The organism is Nostoc sp. LEGE 06077 (genome assembly GCF_015207705.1).
Taxonomy (GTDB): domain Bacteria; phylum Cyanobacteriota; class Cyanobacteriia; order Cyanobacteriales; family Nostocaceae; genus Nostoc_B.
In genome coordinates this window covers 159,773-183,693 of record NZ_JADEWI010000009.1, presented here as the reverse complement: position 1 = coordinate 183,693, position 23,921 = coordinate 159,773, and the positions used below count along the sequence as shown (strand labels likewise).

The 23,921-nt window shown below is 40.5% G+C and carries 22 protein-coding genes and 1 pseudogene; 9 read left to right on the top strand and 14 right to left on the bottom strand.

Going from position 1 to position 23,921, the window contains the following annotated elements; genetic code table 11:
• Nucleotides 1-65: 65 nt before the first annotated feature.
• From IQ244_RS09370 to IQ244_RS09355, 4 genes are all read right to left on the bottom strand, one after another.
• Nucleotides 66-524, bottom strand: a complete 459-nt coding sequence (locus tag IQ244_RS09370) for a peroxiredoxin (RefSeq protein WP_193892578.1) — start codon at nucleotides 522-524, stop codon at nucleotides 66-68.
• Nucleotides 525-678: 154 nt separating this feature from the next.
• Complete coding sequence (locus IQ244_RS09365; RefSeq protein WP_193892574.1) at nucleotides 679-1,227, bottom strand: 1,2-dihydroxy-3-keto-5-methylthiopentene dioxygenase; 549 nt, start codon at nucleotides 1,225-1,227, stop codon at nucleotides 679-681.
• A 436-nt stretch (nucleotides 1,228-1,663) separates the two neighbouring features.
• Nucleotides 1,664-2,110: a tellurite resistance TerB family protein gene (locus IQ244_RS09360; protein ID WP_193892571.1), complete on the bottom strand. Its 447-nt coding sequence runs from the start codon at nucleotides 2,108-2,110 to the stop codon at nucleotides 1,664-1,666.
• 178 nt (nucleotides 2,111-2,288) lie between these two features.
• Nucleotides 2,289-2,426 (bottom strand): hypothetical protein, encoded by a 138-nt coding sequence (locus tag IQ244_RS09355; protein WP_062294792.1) that lies wholly within the window; start codon nucleotides 2,424-2,426, stop codon nucleotides 2,289-2,291.
• A gap of 706 nt (nucleotides 2,427-3,132) precedes the next feature.
• Here IQ244_RS09355 and IQ244_RS09350 point away from each other — a divergent pair.
• A complete protein-coding gene (locus IQ244_RS09350; RefSeq protein ID WP_193892568.1) occupies nucleotides 3,133-4,119 on the top strand; it encodes a YgfZ/GcvT domain-containing protein in 987 nt (328 codons plus the stop codon).
• A 43-nt stretch (nucleotides 4,120-4,162) separates the two neighbouring features.
• Here IQ244_RS09350 and IQ244_RS09345 read toward each other — a convergent pair whose 3' ends face one another.
• The 5 genes from IQ244_RS09345 to IQ244_RS09325 form a co-directional block, all read right to left on the bottom strand.
• Nucleotides 4,163-4,525, bottom strand: coding sequence for an aspartyl protease (locus tag IQ244_RS09345; RefSeq protein WP_193892565.1), 363 nt, complete (start codon nucleotides 4,523-4,525; stop codon nucleotides 4,163-4,165).
• A complete protein-coding gene (locus IQ244_RS09340) occupies nucleotides 4,522-4,839 on the bottom strand; it encodes a hypothetical protein (RefSeq protein WP_193892562.1) in 318 nt (105 codons plus the stop codon). Before IQ244_RS09340 ends, IQ244_RS09345 begins: the two co-directional genes overlap by 4 nt.
• 5 nt (nucleotides 4,840-4,844) lie before the next feature.
• A complete protein-coding gene (locus tag IQ244_RS09335; protein ID WP_193892559.1) occupies nucleotides 4,845-6,260 on the bottom strand; it encodes a DICT sensory domain-containing protein in 1,416 nt (471 codons plus the stop codon).
• Nucleotides 6,261-6,563: 303 nt separating this feature from the next.
• Nucleotides 6,564-8,066, bottom strand: a complete 1,503-nt coding sequence (locus IQ244_RS09330) for a UDP-N-acetylmuramoyl-L-alanyl-D-glutamate--2,6-diaminopimelate ligase (RefSeq protein ID WP_193892556.1) — start codon at nucleotides 8,064-8,066, stop codon at nucleotides 6,564-6,566.
• Nucleotides 8,067-8,098: 32 nt separating this feature from the next.
• Entirely contained in the window at nucleotides 8,099-8,401 is a 303-nt protein-coding gene (locus tag IQ244_RS09325) for a glutaredoxin family protein (RefSeq protein ID WP_193892553.1), read from the bottom strand.
• Nucleotides 8,402-8,554: 153 nt separating this feature from the next.
• Here IQ244_RS09325 and rpiA point away from each other — a divergent pair, with 153 nt between their 5' ends.
• Nucleotides 8,555-9,262 (top strand): ribose-5-phosphate isomerase RpiA, encoded by a 708-nt coding sequence (gene rpiA / locus IQ244_RS09320; protein WP_096580028.1) that lies wholly within the window; start codon nucleotides 8,555-8,557, stop codon nucleotides 9,260-9,262.
• A 188-nt stretch (nucleotides 9,263-9,450) separates the two neighbouring features.
• Here the strand turns inward: rpiA and IQ244_RS09315 are convergent, their stop codons facing one another.
• A complete protein-coding gene (locus tag IQ244_RS09315) occupies nucleotides 9,451-9,882 on the bottom strand; it encodes a DUF6918 family protein (RefSeq protein WP_193892550.1) in 432 nt (143 codons plus the stop codon).
• 312 nt (nucleotides 9,883-10,194) lie between these two features.
• On the opposite strand from IQ244_RS09315, the gene IQ244_RS09310 reads away from it, so the two are divergent.
• Nucleotides 10,195-10,830, top strand: coding sequence for a restriction endonuclease subunit R (locus tag IQ244_RS09310; RefSeq protein WP_193892547.1), 636 nt, complete (start codon nucleotides 10,195-10,197; stop codon nucleotides 10,828-10,830).
• Nucleotides 10,831-10,832: 2 nt separating this feature from the next.
• Here IQ244_RS09310 and IQ244_RS09305 read toward each other — a convergent pair whose 3' ends face one another.
• Nucleotides 10,833-12,386, bottom strand: coding sequence for a phytoene desaturase family protein (locus tag IQ244_RS09305; RefSeq protein ID WP_193892545.1), 1,554 nt, complete (start codon nucleotides 12,384-12,386; stop codon nucleotides 10,833-10,835).
• 39 nt (nucleotides 12,387-12,425) lie between these two features.
• Here IQ244_RS09305 and IQ244_RS09300 point away from each other — a divergent pair, with 39 nt between their 5' ends.
• The 3 genes from IQ244_RS09300 (at nucleotide 12,426) to IQ244_RS09290 (ending at nucleotide 15,321) form a co-directional block, all read left to right on the top strand.
• The gene (locus IQ244_RS09300) at nucleotides 12,426-13,208 is read left to right on the top strand and encodes an ABC transporter ATP-binding protein (RefSeq protein WP_193892542.1); all 783 of its coding nucleotides are present in this window, start codon (nucleotides 12,426-12,428) and stop codon (nucleotides 13,206-13,208) included.
• Between the two features lie 16 nt (nucleotides 13,209-13,224).
• Nucleotides 13,225-14,661, top strand: coding sequence for an MlaD family protein (locus IQ244_RS09295; protein WP_193892538.1), 1,437 nt, complete (start codon nucleotides 13,225-13,227; stop codon nucleotides 14,659-14,661).
• Between the two features lie 252 nt (nucleotides 14,662-14,913).
• The gene (locus IQ244_RS09290; protein WP_193892523.1) at nucleotides 14,914-15,321 is read left to right on the top strand and encodes a hypothetical protein; all 408 of its coding nucleotides are present in this window, start codon (nucleotides 14,914-14,916) and stop codon (nucleotides 15,319-15,321) included.
• A 155-nt stretch (nucleotides 15,322-15,476) separates the two neighbouring features.
• On the opposite strand, the gene IQ244_RS09285 is transcribed toward IQ244_RS09290, so the two are convergent.
• Entirely contained in the window at nucleotides 15,477-16,664 is a 1,188-nt protein-coding gene (locus tag IQ244_RS09285) for an acyl-CoA dehydrogenase family protein (protein ID WP_193892520.1), read from the bottom strand.
• 62 nt (nucleotides 16,665-16,726) lie between these two features.
• Here IQ244_RS09285 and IQ244_RS09280 point away from each other — a divergent pair.
• Nucleotides 16,727-16,945 (top strand): annotated as a pseudogene (locus IQ244_RS09280) (addiction module protein).
• A gap of 13 nt (nucleotides 16,946-16,958) precedes the next feature.
• Here IQ244_RS09280 and IQ244_RS09275 read toward each other — a convergent pair.
• Together IQ244_RS09275 and glsA are read right to left on the bottom strand one after the other, a co-directional pair.
• Entirely contained in the window at nucleotides 16,959-18,290 is a 1,332-nt protein-coding gene (locus IQ244_RS09275) for a mCpol domain-containing protein (protein WP_193892517.1), read from the bottom strand.
• Between the two features lie 335 nt (nucleotides 18,291-18,625).
• Nucleotides 18,626-19,615 (bottom strand): glutaminase A, encoded by a 990-nt coding sequence (glsA, locus tag IQ244_RS09270; protein WP_193892514.1) that lies wholly within the window; start codon nucleotides 19,613-19,615, stop codon nucleotides 18,626-18,628.
• An 823-nt stretch (nucleotides 19,616-20,438) separates the two neighbouring features.
• Between glsA and IQ244_RS09265 the strand changes: the two genes are divergently transcribed.
• Both IQ244_RS09265 and IQ244_RS09260 read left to right on the top strand, forming a co-directional pair.
• Nucleotides 20,439-21,521, top strand: coding sequence for a septal ring lytic transglycosylase RlpA family protein (locus IQ244_RS09265; protein WP_193892511.1), 1,083 nt, complete (start codon nucleotides 20,439-20,441; stop codon nucleotides 21,519-21,521).
• A gap of 307 nt (nucleotides 21,522-21,828) precedes the next feature.
• Entirely contained in the window at nucleotides 21,829-23,433 is a 1,605-nt protein-coding gene (locus IQ244_RS09260) for a bifunctional pantoate--beta-alanine ligase/(d)CMP kinase (RefSeq protein ID WP_193892508.1), read from the top strand.
• Nucleotides 23,434-23,921: the final 488 nt, after the last annotated feature.

The following is a 23,921-nucleotide window of genomic DNA, read 5'->3' as shown; positions in this document are numbered from 1 at the left end:
ATAGTACTTGCTGTACACTTCGACTGCGCTCAGTGTACAGCACTCAGCACTTTAGCACTTAGCACTCACTTACTGAGAGTTTGCAAAGTTTTCAGCGCTTCTGTAACGTGTCCTTGAAAGTTCAACATCGAATCAAAGACATACTGCACCACTCCCTGTTGATCAATAACATAAGTTACCCGACCAGGAAACAAACCAAAAGCCGCAGTTGCACCATATTGCTTACGTACTTGGTCGCCTTTGTCACTCAACAGAACGAACGGTAAATTATATTTTGCGGCAAATTTCTGGTGAGATTCGCTAGAGTCACCACTGACACCAATCACCTCCGCACCAGCATCTTTAAACACTTCATATTGGTCACGGAAAGCACAAGATTCGGCGGTGCATCCAGGTGTATCATCTTTGGGATAAAAGTACAGGACAACAGCTTTTTGACCACGGTAGTCTTTTAAGCTAACTGTTGCACCATTTTGAGCAGGTAAGGTGAAATCAGGAGCAATATCTCCAACTTTAACAGCCATAGGTATTTAAAAAATTGCGATCGCCTATTTATGAATGATATTATGCCGTTTTGAGACGATCATTAGTCACTTGTCCCTGATTTTTTGCCAATGCAAATGACTAAAAACGACCTTTACGGTTCATTCTGTAATTATTTAGATGTGTTGTAGCTGACTACTTGTTCAGAGAATCGCTTAGTTGAGTACCTGTGTAATTGGGAACCCAACCCTCCGCTGAGGGAAAGTAGCGCACAGCTTTAAATTTTAACGCTGCTGTCAGACTACACCAATGCTCCACACCTGGGGGGATAGAAATATAGTCTTGAGATTGAACTAAAAGCTGTATTTGGCTACCATCTGGTCTAACAAAGCCAAAAATCATTTCTCCCGCTAATACATACAGTGGTTCCGCTGCTGTATGAGTATGGTAACGGCTATATGTATCCAGCAACATCTGAAGATTCGGCACCCCTGGATGCACATTCAACAAATCACACCAGAGAGAACCATTTTCTTGTTGAAGAAATTCAAACACGCTGTTATGCAATTCAACAATGTAGTCTTTCTCTAAAGCATTTAAAACATCCTGTTCTAGGAGATTGGCGAAAAGCAGCGATGTTCCTGGGTCATAGTGCTTGAGATACACACCAACAAGAGCAAGTTCACGCACTATCTCACTTAAATCGCTCTCGACTCTACCATCTTCTAGTAATAGGATCGCCATGACAGAAAAATTAATAATTAACTGTTAAAAAAAGTATACTCAAATTTGGCACAATAAGCCACTATTGCCTATCGGCATACTGGAGTATTTAGATAAATTCTATAACTATAGATGACTATAGACTAATGCATTACTATACATCAAAAGCGAACCTTCTAGAATGCAAATTACATTAGCCAGCGCAGAGTCATTAGGACATTTTGAGAACGTCAAATCTTATCTTGCACCATTCCACAACGTAAAAGTCAGCCTGTGATAAAATTTTCACCATTGCCCACCTGACTTTAATTGCCATAAACTAGCTGGTGCAAGATGTCAGCGCCCACAATAAATGAAAGAAATTTATTGATTTCTAAGCAGCCAAATCTATCTTGAAGCAAGTCAAGTTAGAGAAAATCACAAAATATATTAGATGAGTTGGACTATTTGAAACTCATTAGCTCTGATTTTTGACCATTAAAACTTGTAAAATCTTGATGGCGCTATCACAAGGAATATCTAAAGCTTGGTACAAGTCGGTTAAAAAATTTTTTTCTTCTTCAGTGACTATGCTTTCTGTCATTACTAAATCAGCAGCGACAGCAAAAGCTACTTCTCGGAGTTCTGGTGATAAAGATGCTTTAGCTGCATTAAATAAAGCATTAAAACCATCACGGCGAAGAATATTTAGGTTTTTTTCTAACAGTTGATTTATGAAATCTTCGGAATAACTGCTAAAAAGCTTGAGTCGTGACAATACAGAAGAGATACTACGCGCTTGCTGTTCCGAAAGCAAATCATCTGATGTAACTGCGACCAAAGCAATAGCAGCAAAAGCTTCGGCTGATGTCAATATCTCTGGGGCTTGGCTTTCTTTGCCCAGGATTGTGTCTACTAAATTCATGGTTTTTGCTCCTGGATTTGGGTCTCAGTAGCGTACAGTTACCTGTATGTTCTGAACTTGCAAGTAGTTCTGCAACGCTGTGAGACTTTCAAAATCTAGTGTTCCCAGGATTTCTTTACGGCGAACACCTACTCGTATTTGGTGTTTTTTGGCAAGTAGTCCACCTTCAGGCTTTAAGTTAGCGTTCTCCTGTTTTTTCAATTGTTTCTATCACTGCCAATCCTATACCAGAAGCTGCGATTAACAGGACTGCTGATAACAAATAGGCGTTAGTAAGCATCCGAAGGGCATCATCAAAGAAAATATAGGTGGTCATTGCGTCACCTTTGAACTCTGTTTGGCTAGTAGTAGTTATTTTTCAACACGCTGACTATGGTTCCCGTTGAAAAATCCCTAGCAATTGCATCTTAACAAAACTTTAGCTACTAAATCAGAGTTTTCTAAATTTTTCTTTCTGAAGATTCTGTAAATTTCAGCAGAATTTGGTAAATAAAAATACGGAAAATTTTTAATGTAGAAAATCCTGCCTTGAAAATCACCGCAAAATTGGCTATTTGATTAGTAAATTCAATAACACATAATATTGATTTTTAGAGAATTTTTGGTTGTAAAATAGCCAAAAAATGCACCTTTTGCAGCAATCTAGACGTTAATACTAAATATATGACCAATTACATACTGGTGAGAAAAGTTGTTGTCAATTGATTTTTAATTTTTAGTTATTTTTTTCAATAAATTTTTTGATTAGTTCACCACTACTAGGGGTACAAAATCTGGTTAAGGTGGTAGTCGTAATTGTGAACCAATTTTTGTAACGAATTGTAAAGAAAGCTGGGGTGTGGGCAAATGGCACATTCTCCGCTTGAGGTTTTCATTAGTCCTTTCTTTGCCCCATTCATGGAAGTGGCGTATTTTGGATGATGAAGAGGGCGATCTAGTTCTAAACTACATTGAAGCGGTAAACCTGGATTTGCTAAGATTTCCAGTGCGTAAACTTTGAAACAGAGCAACTCTTCACTACCATGCCAACATCAACAATTGACGGTAAAGACGCAGCAGCTATCCAAGCCGCAAGAGAAGGAGTGGCTGTGTGCGATCGCTCTTTTTGGGGACGCATCCGCGTTGCAGATGACGACCGCATCCGCTTTTTACACAATCAAACTACTAACGATTTTCAAATTCTTCAACCAGGGCAAGGCTGTGATACGGTGATGGTCACATCCACTGCCCGCACAATTGACTTAGTAAGTGCATACATTCTTGATGATGCGGTACTGCTGCTAGTTTCGCCCAACCGTCGAGATTTTTTAATGCAATGGCTAGATCGCTACATCTTTTTTGCTGATAAGGTGCAGTTAACCGATGTCACAGAAGAAACAGCAACCTTTAGCCTGATTGGCCCAAATAGTGATGCCATTATAGAAAAATTAGGTGCTGGGGCAATTATTGGTAAACCATCCAAAAATCATTTATTAGTTGATGGTGGTTTGATTGTGGCTGTAGGTAGTGGCTTGGCTTCGCCTGGATATACCCTAATTTTGCCAGCTACCGACAAACAAAAAGTGTGGCAACAAATTTTAGAATTGGGGGCTGTAGAATTAAGCGATCGCGCTTGGGATACGTTACGCATTATTCAAGGAAGACCAACCCCCGACGCAGAACTAACAGACGATTACAATCCCCTAGAGGTGGGTTTATGGCAAACTATTTCTTTAAGTAAAGGTTGTTACATTGGGCAAGAAACCATTGCGCGGTTAAATACCTATAAAGGAGTCAAACAAAACCTGTGGGGAATTCGCCTCAGCGCCCCAGTGGAAGTTGGTAGTGCGATCGCCCTTGGAGAAGAAAAAATTGGTAAACTTACCAGTTATACCGAAACCAGTGAAGGTTACTTTGGACTTGGTTACATCCGCACCAAAGCTGGCGGTGTGGGCTTAAAGGTAAAAGTTGGAGAAGTTGACGGGGAAATCGTGGACATCCCATTTGTCTCTCATGAGTATCCACAGTAACTAAACTTATTGTGTAATCATCCACAAATTTTTATCACTACGATTATTCCAGCGTTAACACTTGAGATGGCATATCCACTACTAATTTACGATTTTTTAACCACTGGCGACCCAGTAAAATTTCGAGTAATCCTTGTCCTACATGAACAGGAATATCAAAATATTCGCCATCAATTCGCACTTTTCCTAGATAAATATCAAATTCTGCTTCTCCTTGGGCTGTCAGCATTGTTTGCTGTTCTAGATATATCCAACCAAGTGCTTCTAAATCCTGGTTATTAATTGCTAACCACCAGGAAAATCCTGTATCAAAAAGTGCATCTACTGGTACTTCCAAACCATCAGCAGCTATCAAATCTATTTCAAAAAATAATTCATCCTCATCACCGAAGTTGCCCAAAATCATATTCTGCCGCACACCCCAGTTTCATTGATGCGGAAAACGTGCAACCTAGCATTTGGGTATTTTTGATGTGCTATTTGTGCGACTAATAAAATATCCTCATGCAAAAAATATTCTTCACTTTCTGGCTCAACTGCCATATACCAGTTGTAATGGGTTCTAATTAATTCTGGTTGTACCTGCTTAAAAATAACTTGGGAACGTTGTTTGAATGCTTCTCGTTCAGCATTCCATTGAGCTTTTTGTTCTTCCGTCCATTGAATTTCTGGGAATATTCTTCCCCGACGTAATGTATGAGTAGACTTTGCTTTAGTCATGAAAATTATTTAAACGGGATTTTGTTGCGATTAGTGACTAACTGGACTGTAAAAGTAGATCCTTCATCTAGTTTACTTCTGACAGAAATCGAACCTCCACAGCGCCACAATAACCGTTTAACAATAGTTAAGCCTAATCCAGCACCACTCAAGTCCTCAGTGGTTCCTGAACGCACGCGATAAAAGCAGTCAAAAATTTTGCTAATTTCGGTTTCCGCAATGCCAATACCTGTATCACGGAATTCTAACTGTACATGGTCTCCTTGAACACGCGATCGCACCCACACTTGCCCACCTTTGGGGGTAAATTTAATGCAGTTATGTAGCAGATTAATCACTATCTGTCTCAATCCACCAGTGACACACCAAACATCTGGTAGTTCTGTGGGTACGGTGTAGGCCAGCATGATCCCTTTTTCTTGCGCTACAGGCTGGTAGGTGCTGACTACTCCAGGGACAATATCCGCTAGACGCACTAATTCTAGACTTGTGGCTTCTAGATTATGCTCTAGATTCACAAGATCTAATAGACCAGTGATGAGTATACTCTGGCGATCGCACTGAGTATTCAGCATTTGTAAATAACGTTGGCGCTGCGGCGGTTTTATGGTGGGGGAATTTAATAGCGACAGTGCTGTTTTCATGTGTGTTAAAGGTGTCCGCAGTTCTTGACACACACTACTTAAATAATCATCTTTCAGTTGCTCTTTGTTTTGCAACTTTTGATTTTGGACTTGCAATTTGCTAATGCGTTTATTGGCAATTTGACGATGAATGGAATTTTGGCGTTGGAGTTGTTTTGCTAGGAGTTGACTGATGAGTGCCGGTTCGATTGTACTTGGGTAAATCAACTCAGCCGGAAAAACTTCAGATGACTCCGGTGCAGCCACCTGTTTGAGAGCATCTAAAACTTGCTGAATTATTCTGCCTTCCATTGTCATCACAGTCAGCAAAGAGGGAATCTTACTACTCTTAGCTTTATTAGAGGGGCGGTTTTGATTTCTTTTCCTTGGTCGCCGCGCCACAATTAAACTACAAAATTGTGGCGAGGATACTATAAAAAAGTATTCTCGCCGTAGTTGATAGTTTGATAGTAGTTGTACACAATTTGGCGGAGTTGGGGTTGTTTCACCTGTAACTTTTGCTTCTTCCCCACCATTTATTTTCTCTATTCGGCAAATATTAATAACTCCAGCTGCACTCATCGCAGATTGATAACGCCTTAATTCTGCGTGCCAAATTTTTCCTGGTGGTAACTTAACCCAAAAAGTTGCCGTAATTTGCTGCTCAATCAATAAATCGATTTGCGACCTCAGCAGCGATAACAAACTTGCAGGATTGCTTGGCAATGGTTGAGGTGGTGTGTCCACTCCCAAAGCCAGCTGATAGATGGATAGCTCCTTACGCAGAGAATCATTCATGAGTCAAGCACAACAAGGAAGAAATAATTATGTCATTGATTGTCAATTTCATGTATGTGATTGTTACAAAAAAACTACGTAAAATACATTAAGTTATAAACGGGGATGAAAGAGGAAGAAAGTATGAAGTATGAAGGATCAAGGATGAAACCATAGCTAATGTGAATTAGACGGTGAAATCCTGGCAATTTTGTTGATGATTCTAACATTATGGTTTTGGACAAGCCGAGAAACCTGATTCACAATTTCATACTTCAGACTAGCCTGCGGCAAGCTGCTAAAAGCGTCTACATACTTCAGACTTCATATTTCACCCTTTATTCTTGCCTGTAAAGCGTCTCGTGCGTGTTCTCGGTCATCAAAGTGGATTTTTTCTGTACCCAAAATTTGATAATCTTCATGACCTTTACCCGCTAACAGTACTCCATCACCGGGTTGAGCTTGTAAAATTGCGGTACGAATGGCCGTAGCCCGATCGCAAATTACAGTCGGTTGCAAAGTGTCGGGGATTCCGGCTAAAACATCTTGCAGAATTTTTTCGGGGTCTTCGGTGCGGGGATTGTCGGAAGTGACAACGGCCACATCTGCCAACTCTGCGGCGATTTTACCCATTTTTGGGCGTTTAGTGCGATCGCGATCGCCACCACAACCAAATACACAAATCATCTTACCCGGAATAAATGGACGTGCAGCTTTGAGTAAGTTTTCTAAGCTATCGGGGGTATGGGCATAATCCACAATCACGCTGATTTCTTGGTTTGGCTCAATTTGCACTCGTTCCATCCGTCCCGGAACACCAGGAAAATCACTAATTGCAGCGGCGATTAACTCTAAATCTAGTCCTAAGTGGAGAACTGCACCCACCGCAGCTAAAACATTTTCTAAATTATATTGACCAACCAATGGTGAACGAAAGGCTACTTCACCCTTGGGTGTATGTAAAACACCGCTGACACCGTTGGGCTGATAATTTAAATCGCTCATCCACAAATCAGTATGGCGATCGCTGACACTGTAACTCCACACTTGTTCTGATGGTAATCGGGCGATTAATTGTTTACCGTAGGGGTCATCAGCGTTCATGATGGCCTTACCTTTGAGATATTCGGGGCTAAATAACAACGCCTTCGCTGCAAAATAGTCCTCCATATCGCTGTGATAGTCCAGATGGTCTTGGGTGAGATTGGTAAATACTCCCACCTCAAATGGACAACCCAAAACTCGGCCTTGCGCTAATGCGTGGGAACTGACTTCCATTGCGCCAAACTCACAACCAGCATTGACGGCTGCTGCTAACTGCTGTTGTAGTTCCACCGCAAAAGGCGTAGTGTGAATAGCAGTCTGCACAAAACCCGGCCAGCGAGTGTATAAAGTCCCCATCAAAGCCGTAGCAAGATGAGCTTTATTCAGGAGAAATTCAATCAGGTGAGTCGTGGTAGTTTTACCGTTAGTGCCAGTCACACCCACTAATTTGAGTTTTTGTCCGGGATAATCGTAAAAAGCCGCTGCTATTTGCGCGCAAGCTTGATTCATATCACTAGCACTAATCACTACAGCCTCCGGCGTGGGAGGATTTTTTTCGGCAGCTTCGGCAGAAACAATCGCCGCGATCGCACCAGAGGCGATCGCACTTGGCCAAAATTCTCCACCATCTACCCGTGTTCCTGGCATTCCAATAAATAAATCTCCCTCACCGCAAGCATGGGAGTTGGTTTTTAAACCCTTAACTTCCGCATCTGCTAAATCAGGATTATTCGGCAATTGTGCCACATTTCCTACTACTGCTAGTAATTCCCGCAATTTCATCTTGTGAACCTCGCCACACGCTTATCTTGCGCTTATTCTGCATCATTTTTTTTGATATTGGATAAATACTTACACAACATTTGCTGAATTTGCTGGACACTAGCACGGGGAGAAGGACGTGGTAAAGGTTGTTCAAAAGCCTCTAAACCTGGGGAATTGGCTAAAACCAGCACTGGGACTTCATATTCATAAGCCAGTAACCAATCTTCACGAGTTGTAATGTCACGAATCTCTAACTCTATAGCCAGATTTTGGGTTGCTAAAATTTGTTCTAATTTTTCCTGTAAGCCCTCGCACAAATGACAACCGGGTTTACTGTACAAAATTAAGCGCATAGAAGTATTAAGTGTGAAATATGAAGTCTGATTCTTCAATCTTTCTAATCTTATAGGTTGAATTTAAACTCAGCACTCAGCACTAGAAAAAAGCGAATGGGGGTCATCTGCCTTCTAAGATGGACTATAGTCAGTTTTTGTGGAGTTTTGGGAATGACCGCAACAGATCCTGTAAAGTTGATGAAGCAAGAGGTTGGTAAAGCCGCCGCCCTACTAGTAAAATCAGGTTCAATTGTCGGTTTAGGTACGGGTTCAACAACAGCTTATACAATTCAGTATTTAGGCGATCGCCTCAAATCTGGTGAACTTAAAGATATTGTGGGTATTCCTACTTCTTTTCAATCAGAAGTATTAGCCAAGGAATATGGTGTACCTCTCACCACTTTGGATGCTGTTGACCACATCGATATCGCCATTGATGGCGCAGATGAAGTTGACCCCCAAAAGAATTTGATTAAAGGCGGCGGTGCAGCACATACCCGCGAAAAAGTAGTAGATTACTTAGCCAGTCAATTCATTGTTGTGGTAGACAGTGGTAAGTTAGTTGACCGCTTAGGCTCTGTGTTTGCAGTCCCCGTAGAAGTTATCCCAATGGCAATTACTCCTGTTACCAATGCCATTAAGCAACTGGGCGGTAAACCAGAACTGCGTATGGGTATTAAAAAAGCCGGGCCAGTCATCACCGACCAAGGTAACTTTGTTCTTGATGTCAGATTTGACTCTATCGACGACCCAGTGAATTTAGAAAAAATCCTCAATAACATTCCTGGTGTGTTAGAAAACGGTATTTTCGTCAACTGTGCAGATGTCGTTTTAGTTGGCGAAGTTATAGACGGTCAGCCAGTAGTCAGACAGTTGTAAAAGGGTGTAAGGGTGTAGGGGTGTAAGAGTTTTTATAGTTTATGCTTTTACACCCCATCCTTCCCTATTTCTAGATAGCCAATTCTTTACTCAGCACTCAGCACGGGCTAAACGCCCCGCTACCGCTCTAAGCGCAGCCATGCCCGCAGGGCTTTACAGCACTCAGCACTTACAACTCAGCACTAGATTTAAGCGTACTTATTAATTACCTTAGCAAAATCTGGTATAGCCTCTTCTATATAGGGTTTAACTGAACCTCTAAGTTTTTCATAAGTTCCCCGCACAATTGGCCGTGACACCTTCTTCGCTCTGGCATCAGTAATGCTCAATAGTGCGTCTGCTGTGCGAGATTTATTTGTAGCAAGGTGCGCCACTGGATCACCATTTTGTACGCCTTCATTCCACATTGGATCAAGGGCTGTAAAGCAGTCTGGTAAAAGTTGCTCAACGGCGTAGGCGATATACCCTGGCTTAACTCCTTTCAGGGCTGAATAAGCAGCTTTGAGTCCAAGACCGCTAATTCCTGACTTAGAAGTGAGTTGTGTTTCTAACAGTTTGCAACAGTCATCAACAACCATTGCTCTTTTGTCTGAGTTTAAAAGTTTGTCGCTCAATCCCATTTCACTCCTCCATAATGTTAAGGCGATCGCTGTTCTCTATTTTCCCCAGTTAAAGGGAAATTATAAGAAATGGTAACAGAGCGAGAGAGTTTTCGTAGCCTTGCTTCTGTATGTTGACAGACTTGGGTGATTGTGAGTCAGAAATTTTCGCAATAACTTGATGCGCGATCGCTCTCTCATGTTTAATCAAGCTATGTACTAAAACACACATACTCATCAGTAGTATTATTGCGATCGCTGTTTTAGAGTAATGAGCGATTTAGGTTTTGGCAAATTATATAATTAAATAATTACTTGCAAAATTATAAATCAATGACATTACTTAACGCACGTAATTTATCTTTAGAAGAAGTTCATCGTTTGTTTGGCTTTCAAAAGCAGTACAATGATTCATTTTCTAACCTATTATCTTTAGAACCTCTGAGCCAAGAAGAACAGCAAGAACTAAAGCAGATTCAAAATGATTTTGATAGATATCTAAATACAGGTAAAGTTTCCGAAGGGCAAGTCAAGTTTCTTGCAGTTGCGCCTTTACTGCGATTAGCTGGCTTTTATCGCTATCCCATAGAGATTGTTTTAGAAGAGAATATTGCTGATATTGCAATAGAAGATGAAGACACAATAATTAAAGGCAGATTTGATATTTTAGCTGTTAGTAAAGCCAAAAATACAAAACCTCAAGCATATTTCTGGCTGCTATTAATTGAATCTAAAAATAGTCAAGTTGATATATTTACTGGATTACCTCAATTACTAACTTATGCTTATAAAGGTTTAGATAATCAAAAATCAGCTTGGGGTTTAACTACTAATGGTAGAAGTTATCAATTTGTCTATATAGAACAAGGAAACCCGCCAGTATATCAACTACTGCCGTTGTTAAATTTTATGGAATCTATGCGAGCAATTGAATTATTGCAGGTTCTCAAAGCAATTTGTCAGTTATAAAGTTAAATCTGTAAATTTTTTAATAACTCTGCTGTTTGCGATCGCTCCACTAAACTATTTGCACATAAAATACCAGAAGCGGCGACTGCTGGTACACCAATTCCCGGCATAGTACTATCACCGACACGATATAAACCGGAAATTGGCGTGTGTGTACTCGGAAACATCCCCTTACCCGCAGCAATAGACGGGCCATAGGTTCCTTGATATCTTCGTAAATAATGGGCGTGAGTTAACGGTGTCCCGATAAGTTCTAACACTACACGTTCTCGAATATTTGGGATAATTCGCCCTAAGGCGCGATATAAAGTTTGGGCTTTCTCTATTTTCTTGGCTTCATAACTATCATTTCGTTCCCAGCCAGCAAACGGTTCCAGGGTGTAAGCATGAACTACATGATGTCCCTCTGGTGCGAGAGTTGTATCCCATACGCTAGGAATGGAAATCATGCACGTATTACCGGGTGTGGTGATATCTTGATCAGAGTCGTGAACTACAACATGATGTCCTGTTAAATTTTCTAAGCCATTGCCACGAATACCCAAATGTAAATGGATGAAACTATCAACTGTGGGTGTATGTAGTGCAGTTTGGCGGTAAGTTGCTGGTAAATCTTCAGGACGCAATAGTTGATTGTAAGTATCCCAAATTGTGGCGTTGGAAATAACAATCGGTGCTGACAGAATTTCCCCGTTTTTTAACCGCACACCTACAGCTTTGCCAGATTCCACCAAAATTTGTTCAACGTGACAGCCTAAGCGTAACTTACCACCCCAGCGTTCTAAACCACGCACTAAAGCATTGACAATTGCGGCGCTTCCCCCAACTGGGTACTCTACACCACGCCCCCGTTCACCCAACATAAAAGCGACTTCTGGGGCAATTGTGCCATGTGCCTTTAAGCCAGACAGCAAAAAGCATTCTACATCGATGAGTCTGCGTATCCAAGTGTCTTTCACTGTGGCATCCATAACAGCGCCAGCCGAAGACTGCACCAAAGGCAAATACGGTAACATTTTAGCCAGCGATCGCACATAATTCAGTAACACAAAAATTACCTGCCAATCAGCCCGTAAAGCCAAGGTGGGTATATCTTTCATCCCCTCATACAAGCCTAACAAGCGGGTGACAAAATTCTGAAACTCTGTTGCACCTTGGGGTGTAATTCTTTGTAACTCCTGATGCAATCTTTGAAAATTGCTGTAAATTGCAATACTCGCTTCAGGAAAATGGTAGTGTCCTAAAGGATCATAGGGTATAACTTGAAGGGATTCCCCTAGAACATCAAGAACTTGTTTTACCGGGTTCAAACTATGGGTTCCTGTGAGTCCACAATAAAAAGAGGGGCCAGAATCAAATTCAAATCCTCGTCGTTTAAAGCTATGGGCTGCACCACCGGCAATTGTATGGCTTTCACAGACAATTACCCGCTTGCCATAACGTGCGAGTAACGCCGCAGCACATAACCCACCAATACCGCTACCGATAACTATGACATCATTTTTGCAGTGCTGAGTGCTGAGTGCTGAGTGCTGAGTTGAGAGTGATGAGTTCATGATTCTATTGACCATTCATTGACCCTTGACTTTTGACTAATGACTGAACCACTAATTGAACTGAAAGGCGTTTCTAAGTCCTTTGGTAACAATAAGGTTTTAGATAATGTGGACTTGACAATTTACCGAGGCGAAGCACTGGGAATTATCGGCCCCTCCGGGACTGGGAAATCAACAATTTTGCGAGTGATAGCCGGACTAACTAACCCGGATGAGGGTGAAATATATGTCCAAGGAGTCCGGCGCGAAGGGTTGATAGAAGATGGTGCTGACCCCATTGGTATTGGGATGGTATTTCAGCAAGCAGCGTTATTTGATTCTTTGAATGTGGACGAGAACGTGGGATTTTTACTGTATCAAAATTCCAAGTTACAGCGATCGCAGATTCAAGCACTAGTCAAAGAAAAATTAGAAATGGTTGGTTTACCCGGAATCAGTCATCTCTACCCCTCGGAACTTTCTGGTGGAATGCGAAAACGGGTGAGTTTTGCCCGTGCGATTATGTCCAACCCCGAAAATCCCAAAGAAGGGCCAGAAGTTTTACTCTATGATGAACCCACAGCCGGACTAGACCCCATTGCTTCGACAGTTATTGAAGACTTGATTCGTGATTTACAAAGTATGCACGGAGTTTGTAGTACTTATGCCATTGTTACCCACCAAGATAGTACGATTCGCCGGACAGCTGATAGACTAGTGTTTCTCTACCAAGGTAGAGTGCAGTGGCAAGGTACAGTTAATGACATGGATAGCACCGACCACCCATTAATTAGACAATTTGTGAGTGGGAGCGTGCAAGGGCCGATTCAGGTTGTTGGTTAGGTGGTTGGAGGAACAAATGCGAGAATTTATCACAAACCGCTTCACATCTAGACGAACGCTCAGAGAAGGTTCAGTGGGATTATTAATCTTGCTCGGACTGGGTTCCTTTGGGGTGATTATTCTGTGGTTGAATGGAGTTAGCGCCGCACGTAGTTCGTATAAATTTGTTGTCGAATTTGCCAACGCCGGGGGAATGCAAAGAGGTGCATCAGTCCGTTATCGTGGCGTGAAAGTCGGCAAAATTTCAGAAATCCGCCCAAGGTCAAATGCTATTGATGTAGAAGTAGAAATTGCTCCAGCTGATCTAATAATTCCTAGTGATGTCAGGATTGATGCTAACCAAAGTGGGTTAATTAGTGAAAGTATTATCGACATTACACCAAGAAAATCACTTGCTACTGAAGTGAAGGCAAAACCTTTAGAAAAAGGCTGCAATCCAAACTTAATTGTGTGCAATGGTTCTCGCTTAAAAGGTCAAATTGGTATTAGTGTTGATGACCTGATTCGCAGTAGCACTGAGTTAGCTACTTTGTACAACGATCCAAAATTTTATCAAAGAGTTAACCGACTTTTAGAAAGTTCCGCCGCCGCCGCTACTAGCGTTGCTGCCCTTAGTCAAGATGCTAGAGGGTTAACCAAAGGCTTCCAAGGACAGCTAAGTACATTTGGTGCAACAGCTAATTCTGTACAACGCGCCACAAATGAACTAACTGCATCTACGACTAAAACAGCTAATCAATTAAGTGTAACTGCTAATCAATTTGGTGCCACAGCTAAGGAATTTGGCTTAACAGCTAATAAGGCCAATCGTTTACTGACCAATTTGGATGATTTAGTCACGACTAATCGTTCCTCTTTAGTTGGCGCTCTCAATAATATTACCGAAACCAGTAATCAATTACGCGCTACAGTCACCAGTTTATCCCCATCACTTAATCGCTTAACGCAAGGGGAAGTGATTAAAAATTTAGAAGCACTTTCAGCTAATGCAGCCCAAGCTTCTGCTAACTTACGCGATGCGACAAAAACTTTAAATGACCCTAAAAATGCTTTACTACTACAACAAACTTTAGACTCAGCCAGAGTCACTTTTGAAAATACCCAAAAAATCACCTCTGATTTAGATGAGTTGACAGGTGATCCCAATTTTAGAAAAAATCTTCTGCAATTAGTTAACGGTTTAAGTGGCTTAGTTTCTTCTACACAACAAATGCAGCAGCAAGTTCAGTTTGCTGCAACTTTAGATGCTATGAAAGTAGCAGCTATCAAACAAAATGTAGTATTTCCCACACCAGTTGCGATTGAACAAACACCCGTAATTAATCCTGCAACTACCGTTGTGAAAGGTATAGAAAAACAGACTCAAACCTCCGATTTTTCAACTTTGAATTCGTCCCAAGAAAAGTTATTGCAGCAGTTACGACAGCATGGTAAACAACGAGCAACAGAATAGTAAATAAGTATCGATTTACCCAGATAACATTGATCATTGCATCCATTACTGTCTACAAGTATCTACTTGCGGCTATATCTGTTGCTTGATTTTAGACGATTGGGATGAAATACATCCCCAGACATAGAGATAATTTAGTTTTTTTACTTTAAATCTCCTCTCAAGATAGTAGATATACTTTCTTCAACAACCTAATCTAGTTCTCGAAGCTATAGAACAAAATACTTTTCTTTAAATTCGAGGACATAATTTATGGCTAATGAAAAATTTAAAAAAGCAGTAGATTCATCTGAAAGAGCAAAGGTAGATATGTATGACAGAGGGATTGTTCCCGCTGAAACTGCTGCTCGTAAAGAAAGAGAGGGAGAATTATATAAAACAGTACCCACAGAGCAAAGAGAAGCAGATGCTCCCACTGATGATCAAACCGATTCAGAAAGTCTACACACCACAGACGGTTACACTGTAGATAAAGAAGGTTTATTGAATAACTACGCAGTGGAACCAGAAATGTATTACGAAGTTCCAGGTGATGCGCGTCAAGAAGTAGCAGAAGATAGCGCACAACGGATGGAGGAACTTGAAGAAGTCAAGGAAGATAAAGAAGGCGAATTAACAGAAGAAGGTGACAAACGCGGTAGAGGCCCAGGAATAGTTTAGTCATTGAAGAATGCAGAAGCCAGAATCAATATTCTGACTCTTAAATTCTATTTAGATCACTCTCACTCGCCGATTCTTTCATAAAACTCCACCAATAACCTCTCTTAAAAAGTTTAAGAGAGGTTTTATTTCACAGCAGTTTATACTCAGCACTTTTACAGATTGAGTGCGGCTTTCCCCAATGATTGACAAATTACATCGTTTTGTGGTGTGTGAATGCGGCTGCACAAAACGTCACGGTAATGTCTTTCTAAAGGATTTTTTCTGGTTAATCCCGGATTACCAATCAGTTCCAAACCAATTTCTACAGCACGAATTGAGTTGGTTGTGCTGAGAAATTTCACAGCTTGTGCTTGTAAGTCTACATTGGTTCCAGACTCGTCTTTATCAACTGCTTGCGCCAAGTTATAAATTAGTGTGCGGTTAGCAAACAGCAGTGCTTCGATTTCGCCCACTGCTGTTTGGAAACGTGACAGACTAGCGAGTGGTGTTCCTAAATTTGACGGAGTGCGATCGCCAAGATATTCTATTAACCAGTCTCGCCCAGCTGTGGCAACTCCCAAATACAATGCACTCAATGTCAAACTGTTCCACACCACTGTTATGGGATCTGGTGATGATTTAACTGAGACAGGGCGAATATCTAAAGCATATTCATGGGGAATTAAGACATTTTCTAAAATTAAATCATGGCTACCTGTGGCTCTCATTCCCAGATGATCCCAAGTTTCGACAATTTTCACCCCAGGTAAGTCACGCGGAACTAAAAAATTCCCCACTTGGGGTTCATCTTCATCTGTTTTCGCCCAAACCACAAAGTAGCTGAGAATTGGACTACCTGTTGTGTATTGCTTATGCCCTGTTAAGCGCCAACCTTGCGTTGTTTTTTGGGCTGTTGTTGCTGGTAAACCGCCTCTCGCTGGTGTACCTAACTCTGGTTCTACGCGGGCGGCGTTGATCAGGGCGGGGTTGGCGATCGCTTCCCGACAAACTTTCTTGTATACTTCAGGATGCCAGCAACGGCTACGATTAGCTTTAGCGTGTTGTAAATAGTGCATAGTCAACACTAAAGCCGTAGAAGCATCTCCACTAGCTATGCCCTCAATAACTTGACAAATACTGGCCAGCCCTAAATCCTGTCCACCCAAATCAAGGGGAACCGTTAAACCCAACAGTCCCGCTTCATGCAGCGCCGTAAAATTCTCAAAAGGAAATGAACCATCTTTATCATGCACTGCGGCGCGAGTCGCAAAATCTTGCGCCAGTATTTTAACTTGATCAGAAAGTGACAAAGAAGTTCCTAAGCCTTGATGTACAAAGGTTTCTAGTAATAGTTGCTTCATTTTAATGCCAGCTAAAAATTGACTTAAAAGTACAGATAATAGTCAATAAATCGCAAATAACTATGCACCCCATCTTAAAAGTTGATATTTCTGAACTCAGCATATCTGAGCCAATACAGCTTGCAGAAGATTTATAGGACAGCATTTTGACTGATAGTAATGCAGTGACTCTGAGCGAGGAGCAAAAACAAGAACTGGATAGACCCTTAGAACTACATCGACAAAACCCAAAGCGGGGTTCAAGTTGGGAGCAGGTTAAGCCGCGACTGGGTTTTTCTTAATGATTCTAAAAATTTATTTAATATTTAAATCTCTTTTAATTTTTTTAGCTTTCCATATTTTGAAACGATTGTATAAAAAATCAGGATTGACAGACAGTTCTTTTTTCCAAAAAATTCTCATTATTAGAGATAAAACATATAATGCGGGGCCTAAACCTACAAAAGTCCAAGGCTCTAGCCATGACCAACCGTCATAAATCACAATTACTATACATATAGCTAAAACTGTTACAGCTACTAAGAAAATTATCATTAGCCAAAACCTAGCAAATTCATCTGCATAAGATTCAACTAATTTATTGATTGTATCAACATATCCTAAGCTCAAATTTTGATTGGTTGAATTTATAATCATAGATTTTGACACATAGGTACTTTGCATCAAAGATTTATATTCATATTCATTATGATCAAGAGATAGATTATGTATTAGATCCCTTTCATCATAATATCTACCTTTTCTTGTAATTTCAAATGTATAAATATCATCCATATTATTAAGCCTCAGAACTGTGTATACATCTAGAATGAAAGATTTGACTATTCCTGAAAAATCAAAAATACATAATTCATTCCGATTTTTATAATTTTGAATCGTATTTTCTAAATCTTTGTATAAAATTACACTGAAATTAAACACACAAGAATTTGCCTGAGCATATCTTAGTTTTTGATAATTTTGAATATCTATATCTCGCTCATCCCAATTCTTTGTTTTAAGGTCTTGATGTAAGTACTTGCCATTTTGAAGCAGTTCTAACTGCTTTAGCACTCTATCTTTAATAGTCTGAAGTTGAGTTTCAAGCTCTGCTCTTTTTCCCTTATCTCTAGTAATGCTTAAAAAACACACTTCTTTCAATACATAATTTTCATTTTCTATACAATAAATAATAGAATTGACATATACATCAGGGATGTCAGAGGTTACAAACAAATAGAGTGTTGTAGATTTTGCCATTTTATTAGTTAAAATTGACTGTAATGAATTTTCAATTTGATTCCTACCTTTTTTTTTTGCAGTGTCAAGATTAATAATTGACTGCTCAATACTTAATCCAACGCCACAACTCATTGACAATCCTGTATGCGATTTAAAAATCGCTATAATTTCCTCTAAAATCCCTACACCATATTTGCTATAGTTGTATTTTATTAAAACATCATCTCCTCCCGCAATTATTATCTTTATATCCTTTTTGGAATTAATATATTTTTCAATTTCAAATATAGCTATCTTAATATTTTCAGATAAAAATTCTGCTTCAAATGTCAGGTTTTGGTTTAAAAGTTCCGATAATCTTTCACCAATATTATCTCCATCAAGAAAAGCATAAACATTATACATACACAGTTCAACGTCATAAGTAGTAGATGACCGACCTTTTAATTTACAAAATACTTCACTAAATATTCCTGGCAACCCATGAGAATATAGCTATGCCTGATTGGTGAGTATACAAAGAAAGAATTAACAGCTAATGAAAAGTATGAATGCAAATGATGGCAGATAAATTTGTACCTCAACGCACTGGGAAATGCTATATAAGTGCAATGTAATGCCAGCTTTGCAAGCTGTACTTAATAATATTGATGATGAGACTGTGTATGGGTTGTGTATTGAGCATATCCAAGTTTCTCTCAACTCAATATTGAGTAAAACGGATATCAATCTTTCGTGATTTACTCCTCACTCTTTATTTTTGAGCTACCGCCACATTCAAATAGATGTAGACATAACTGCTGGGAAAGTGCTTGACACACTTCAACTCCGCGCACGCTGTTACCGCGCACATCTAAGGGTGGCGAAAATACTCCTATACCTATTTGATTGGGGACAACTGCGAAAATTCCGCCACAAACGCCACTTTTAGCCGGAATACCAACGGTATACGCCCATTCGCCAGCAAAGTTGTACATTCCACAGGTGTACATAACGCTGAGAATATCCTTTATATATTGATGGTCTACAGCTCGTTCGCCTGTGATGGGGTTAATTCCTTTGTTCGCCAATGTCGCCGCCATCACGGCTAAGTCGTGACAATTCACTATCACGGCACATTGCTTGAAATAAAGGTCTAATGCTTCTTCAATATTTTGGTCGATCATGCCAAAGTTCAGCATCAGGTGAGCCATTGCGCGGTTGCGGTGTCCGGTGCTGCGTTCGGAAGTAAATACAGACATATCGACGAATACATCATGACCAGTGTAGCGGCGAAACATTTCTAAAACGCGGTTGAGGCGTTCTGTTGCACCATCTCCCTTAATTAAGCTGGTGGTGGCGATCGCTCCGGCGTTTACCATTGGGTTATATGGTCGCTTCGATCGCTCATCTAAAATAATGGAGTTGAATGCTTCTCCTGTTGGTTCTACTCCCACTCTTGTCAACACATAATCTCGCCCGTGATCTTCTAGCGCTAGTCCGTAAGCAAATACTTTCGACATGGACTGGATAGTAAATAGTTGTTGGTAATCTCCAACTTCGTAAACTTGGCCATCCACAGTCACGATACAAATACTAAATAAATCCGGGTTTACCTTGGCTAATTCTGGAATATAGTTGGCGACTGCACCTTCTTGCAGAGACTTGTACTTAGAGTGCAAGTCTTGGAGAACAGATAACAATGGTGATGAAACTATTTCTAAATCTCCTAAATTTGCTTGTTTTGCCATGAAGCTGATAGTTTATTTGCGAAAATCATACATGATTAATTATTTTGAGTAGTCGAATCTCATTGTAATTTTTGCTACATTGCTAAATTCATGAATATACGTCCACTGGTGTTTTTTAATTTTCTCATTCTTATTTTTCTTTTAATTGTAAAAAATATTAGTTACAAAAGCACCTAATTTTTTTGCCCATGACCGTTAATGTCACTAGTTGTATAAATAACTTTTATTTTAGCAAAATTCAGTATATTTCCATATAACAATATACTATACAAGTTTTTTTAAACATCAATCATTACCGCCAATTTAAAAAAAAATTTGCTTGTAACTCTTGCTCTGAGTGCTATTCAGTCCATTATGATAATTATATAAATCTAGCCTAATTCAGTATTAACAACCATTTTTTTCCTTTAATATATTTAAAACTTATAACCATGATTTACAAAAATTATATGTTCTACAACATACAAATTTTTTGAGGAAACTAACAGGTAAATCGAGTCGATTTCACAAAAATCCAATCTGAGAACAATGTAAAGTTTTAATAAGAAAAATGTTCGTAGTCGAAAAAAACGCTACACACCTAAAATCCGCATTTGAACAAGGTTTCACTCTTTTGATCGGGATTTAAATTTGCGAAATTGAGGTTTGGTTACGCTAAAACCCTGATCCCCAAGTCCAAAAGTTCGTGTTAGTCTGTTGCAGTTATGAAAAACAAAGTGAAAGCGGAACGAGTTCGATTTTAAGGAAAACTTTTGCTTTTTATGGCATTAAATTCCGTTAATCAAAAAAACTACTGTTCTACAGTCGCTTGAAAATTGGACGCATGAACCAAAGACATTTGTGGACTACTGTCGCCTTGTTTGTGACTCTTACCGGGATACCCTCAATGGGTCGCACTCAAACTACCACTCAAACCACCAAGGAAGCTCATCCAGTTTCCCAAAAATCACCAAGTGGTGATGTGGTCAAGGTAGGTGAGTACCAATCCCGTACAGAGAAACAGAATTCTGATGCTGTGATTACAAGCATTCATTCTCACAGTATTGGAGGTCATCAAGCGGCAACCCTGTACATCCGGAATATACCAGTACTCACTTTTGTGAGTTCTAAGCAAGCTGCGAGTGTGGAAGCAAAACAAGGTGTTGTGGGAGAAGTAGGGGGCGTGCAGTCGTACGCCCTTATTGCTAACAACTCAACTAAAGTGGCAAGTACTGGCAATGTAGTAAGTTCTGGAAACCAAGTCGGCTCACTAGAAAATGACCCTGTTCAAAAAGCTAGTGTAATCGCAGCTAAAATCAACCAGCTGATTCAAGACAACGTTGATGCCAAGCAGATTACGGTCAGTTGGAAAGATAAAAGCTCTGCTGCACAGCAACAGCCTAGCGATCGCTATACAATCAAAATCAAAGACCAAGAATTGGTGGAAATCAACGAAAATACCCGCCTAGCAGACACCACCAATAATTTGGCACAAGACGCATTACAAGCAACTAACCGCCTACGCAGACTCATTGGTAACGCATCTCCTATTGATAATATTGCCAACTTACCAGTGAGATCCCCACTGTCATTACCAAGACTGCCACAACAAATTGCCGTTGGTAATGTCAGACTTACCTTCAGAGGTATGGCATCCTTTTATGGCTATGATGGCTCAGGCAGCATGACTGCTAGTGGCCAGAGATTTAACCCTGAAGATATGACTGCTGCACATCGCAGTTTGCCCTTTGGGACAAAAGTTCGTGTCACCAACACCCGTAATGGCCGTTCTGTAGTGGTACGAATTAATGACCGCGGCCCGTATATCCGGGGTCGAGTTATTGATTTATCTACTGCTGCTGCACGCACTATCGGCATGATTGGTAGTGGTGTTGCGCCAGTACATATCGAAGTGTTGGGACGATAAGTTTTAGGTAATTTGCAGGATGTTCGGCGTAGCCGTTCTCAAAGGATAAGTGAATCAATTTTGGATTTTGCGACTTGAGCAAACTTGTCAAGTTCCCAATCTAAAATTTCCTAGGCTGTTCGGCGTAGTGTTTTCCCTAGACTAGACGCGCTTGGCGCGAATTAATGACCAAGGCTAAATCTCAATCTCAAACCTATCCTTCATCCTGCAAATTTACCTAATTTCTATATTCCCCTAGTTCTCGCATCTTTTCCCCAATTTCAGATATAAACTAACGGGGGATGGTTAGAAGAACTAGGGGAATTTTGTGCGCCTGCTGACAACAGTCGCAGCTTTACGCTGCTATTTAAATAAACTTCGCTCGGAAAGCCAGCTGAAAGCTACAGAAGATCTGATCGCAGATGAAATGAGCAGTTGGGATCGGACAGCAGTCGGTTTGGTGCCGACAATGGGGGGGTTGCATCAAGGTCATTTAAACTTACTGAAACGAGCAAGGCAAGAAAACTCGACGGTGATTGTCAGTATTTTCGTCAATCCCCTGCAATTTGGCCCCAATGAAGATTTTGGACGTTATCCGCGAACTTTAGAGCAAGACCGAAAATTATGTGAAGATGCGGGAGTTGACGCGATTTTTGCTCCTACTCCGGAAGTGATGGGAGTACCTGCGAAAAATATACAAGAATCTTTGATTACCCAAGTCATACCACCATCTGCTATGATATCAGGTTTGTGTGGCCGTTCTCGGCTAGGTCATTTTCAAGGTGTAGCGACGATTGTGACCAAGCTTTTGAACTTGGTACAGCCTGACCGAGCATACTTTGGTCAAAAAGATGGTCAGCAACTGGCGATTATTAAACGACTAGTGGCTGATTTAAATTTGCCAGTAGAAATTGTTGCTTGTCCGACAGTCCGAGAAGAGTCAGGTTTAGCTTTTAGTTCTCGCAATCAATATTTGAGTGCGACAGAAAAAGAGCAAGCGGCAGTTTTATATCGGGGTTTAAAACAAGCTGAAGCTGCTTTTAAATCTGGTGTGCGTCACAGCAACCAGTTGATAGCAGTTGTAAAACAAGAAGTGGCTAGGGTGAGTACTGTTTTAGTGGAATATATTGAATTGGTTGAACCGACTACGTTAATGTCATTAGAAATAATTGAGGAGGAAGGGATGCTGGCGATCGCAGCTCGTCTTGGTTCTACACGTTTGATTGATAATATCATCTTGCGCGATCGCCAACCCATCATCGCTATTGATGGGCCTGCTGGAGCCGGAAAGTCTACGGTAGCACGCCAAGTAGCTGCGGAACTAGGGCTAGTTTATTTAGATACGGGTGCTATGTACCGAGCGATGACTTGGCTAGTAGTGCAAAAAGGCATTGCGTTAGATGATGAATGTGCGATCGCCGAATTAGCTCACACCTGTAAAATTGAACTAACTCCCAGCCCAGATTTAAAATCTCCCGTGCGGGTGTGGATTGATGATGTCGATATTACCCAAGAAATTCGCACTGTTGAGGTAACATCTAAAGTATCAGCGATCGCCGCCCAAAGTGCTGTGCGTCAAGCCTTAGTTAAACAGCAACAAATTTGGGGCAAAAAAGGTGGTTTAGTCGCCGAAGGACGAGACATTGGTAGCCATGTCTTCCCCGATGCTGAAGTAAAAATCTTTTTAACCGCCTCTGTCACTGAACGCGCCCGTCGTCGTCAGCAAGACTTTCAAAAACAAGGTCAACCCGAAGTTAGTTTAGAACAACTAGAACGGGACATCGCCGAACGCGACTGGAAAGATAGCAATCGGAAAGTTTCCCCCTTACAAAAAGCTGCGGATGCAGTGGAACTTCAAACGGATGGGATGAATATCTCTGAAGTGGCTGCACAAATCATTAATTACTACCATCAACGCTTATCTCAATGGTAATCATAGAGATTAGCTTTTAGTTTTTATTTTCAACACAGTGGTGAGTAACTCCATACTTACCCACCACTTGCAAATAAGACTTTTAATTAATTAAATTAGCTTAGTAGATAATATTGTATAGGCTGGGAAAATTTATTCATCTAGCTTAAGACTGAATAGTAAAATTTATTATCACTACTCCTTAAGGTAGAAGTATCCAAGGTTAAGAATTCGCTAAATAGATGTGTGGATAATTAATTACCATAATTAAGTTGATTATCAACTCTGGTTGTCAAAACCAAAGTTTATTGCCAAAGCATACCTCTTTTCATTCCCCCCTAACTCAGGGGGGTATATCTGTCTGAGCTATCAAGCGGGATAGAAGATTTAAGGGGTAATAATCTGCTAGTATAACCTGGGGAAATAAACCATCTATTAAAAATGACTGGAACCCTTGCAAAAAGGTAATGAAAAATTATAAATTCAGCCCAAGGCTACTAGTTGCTAAT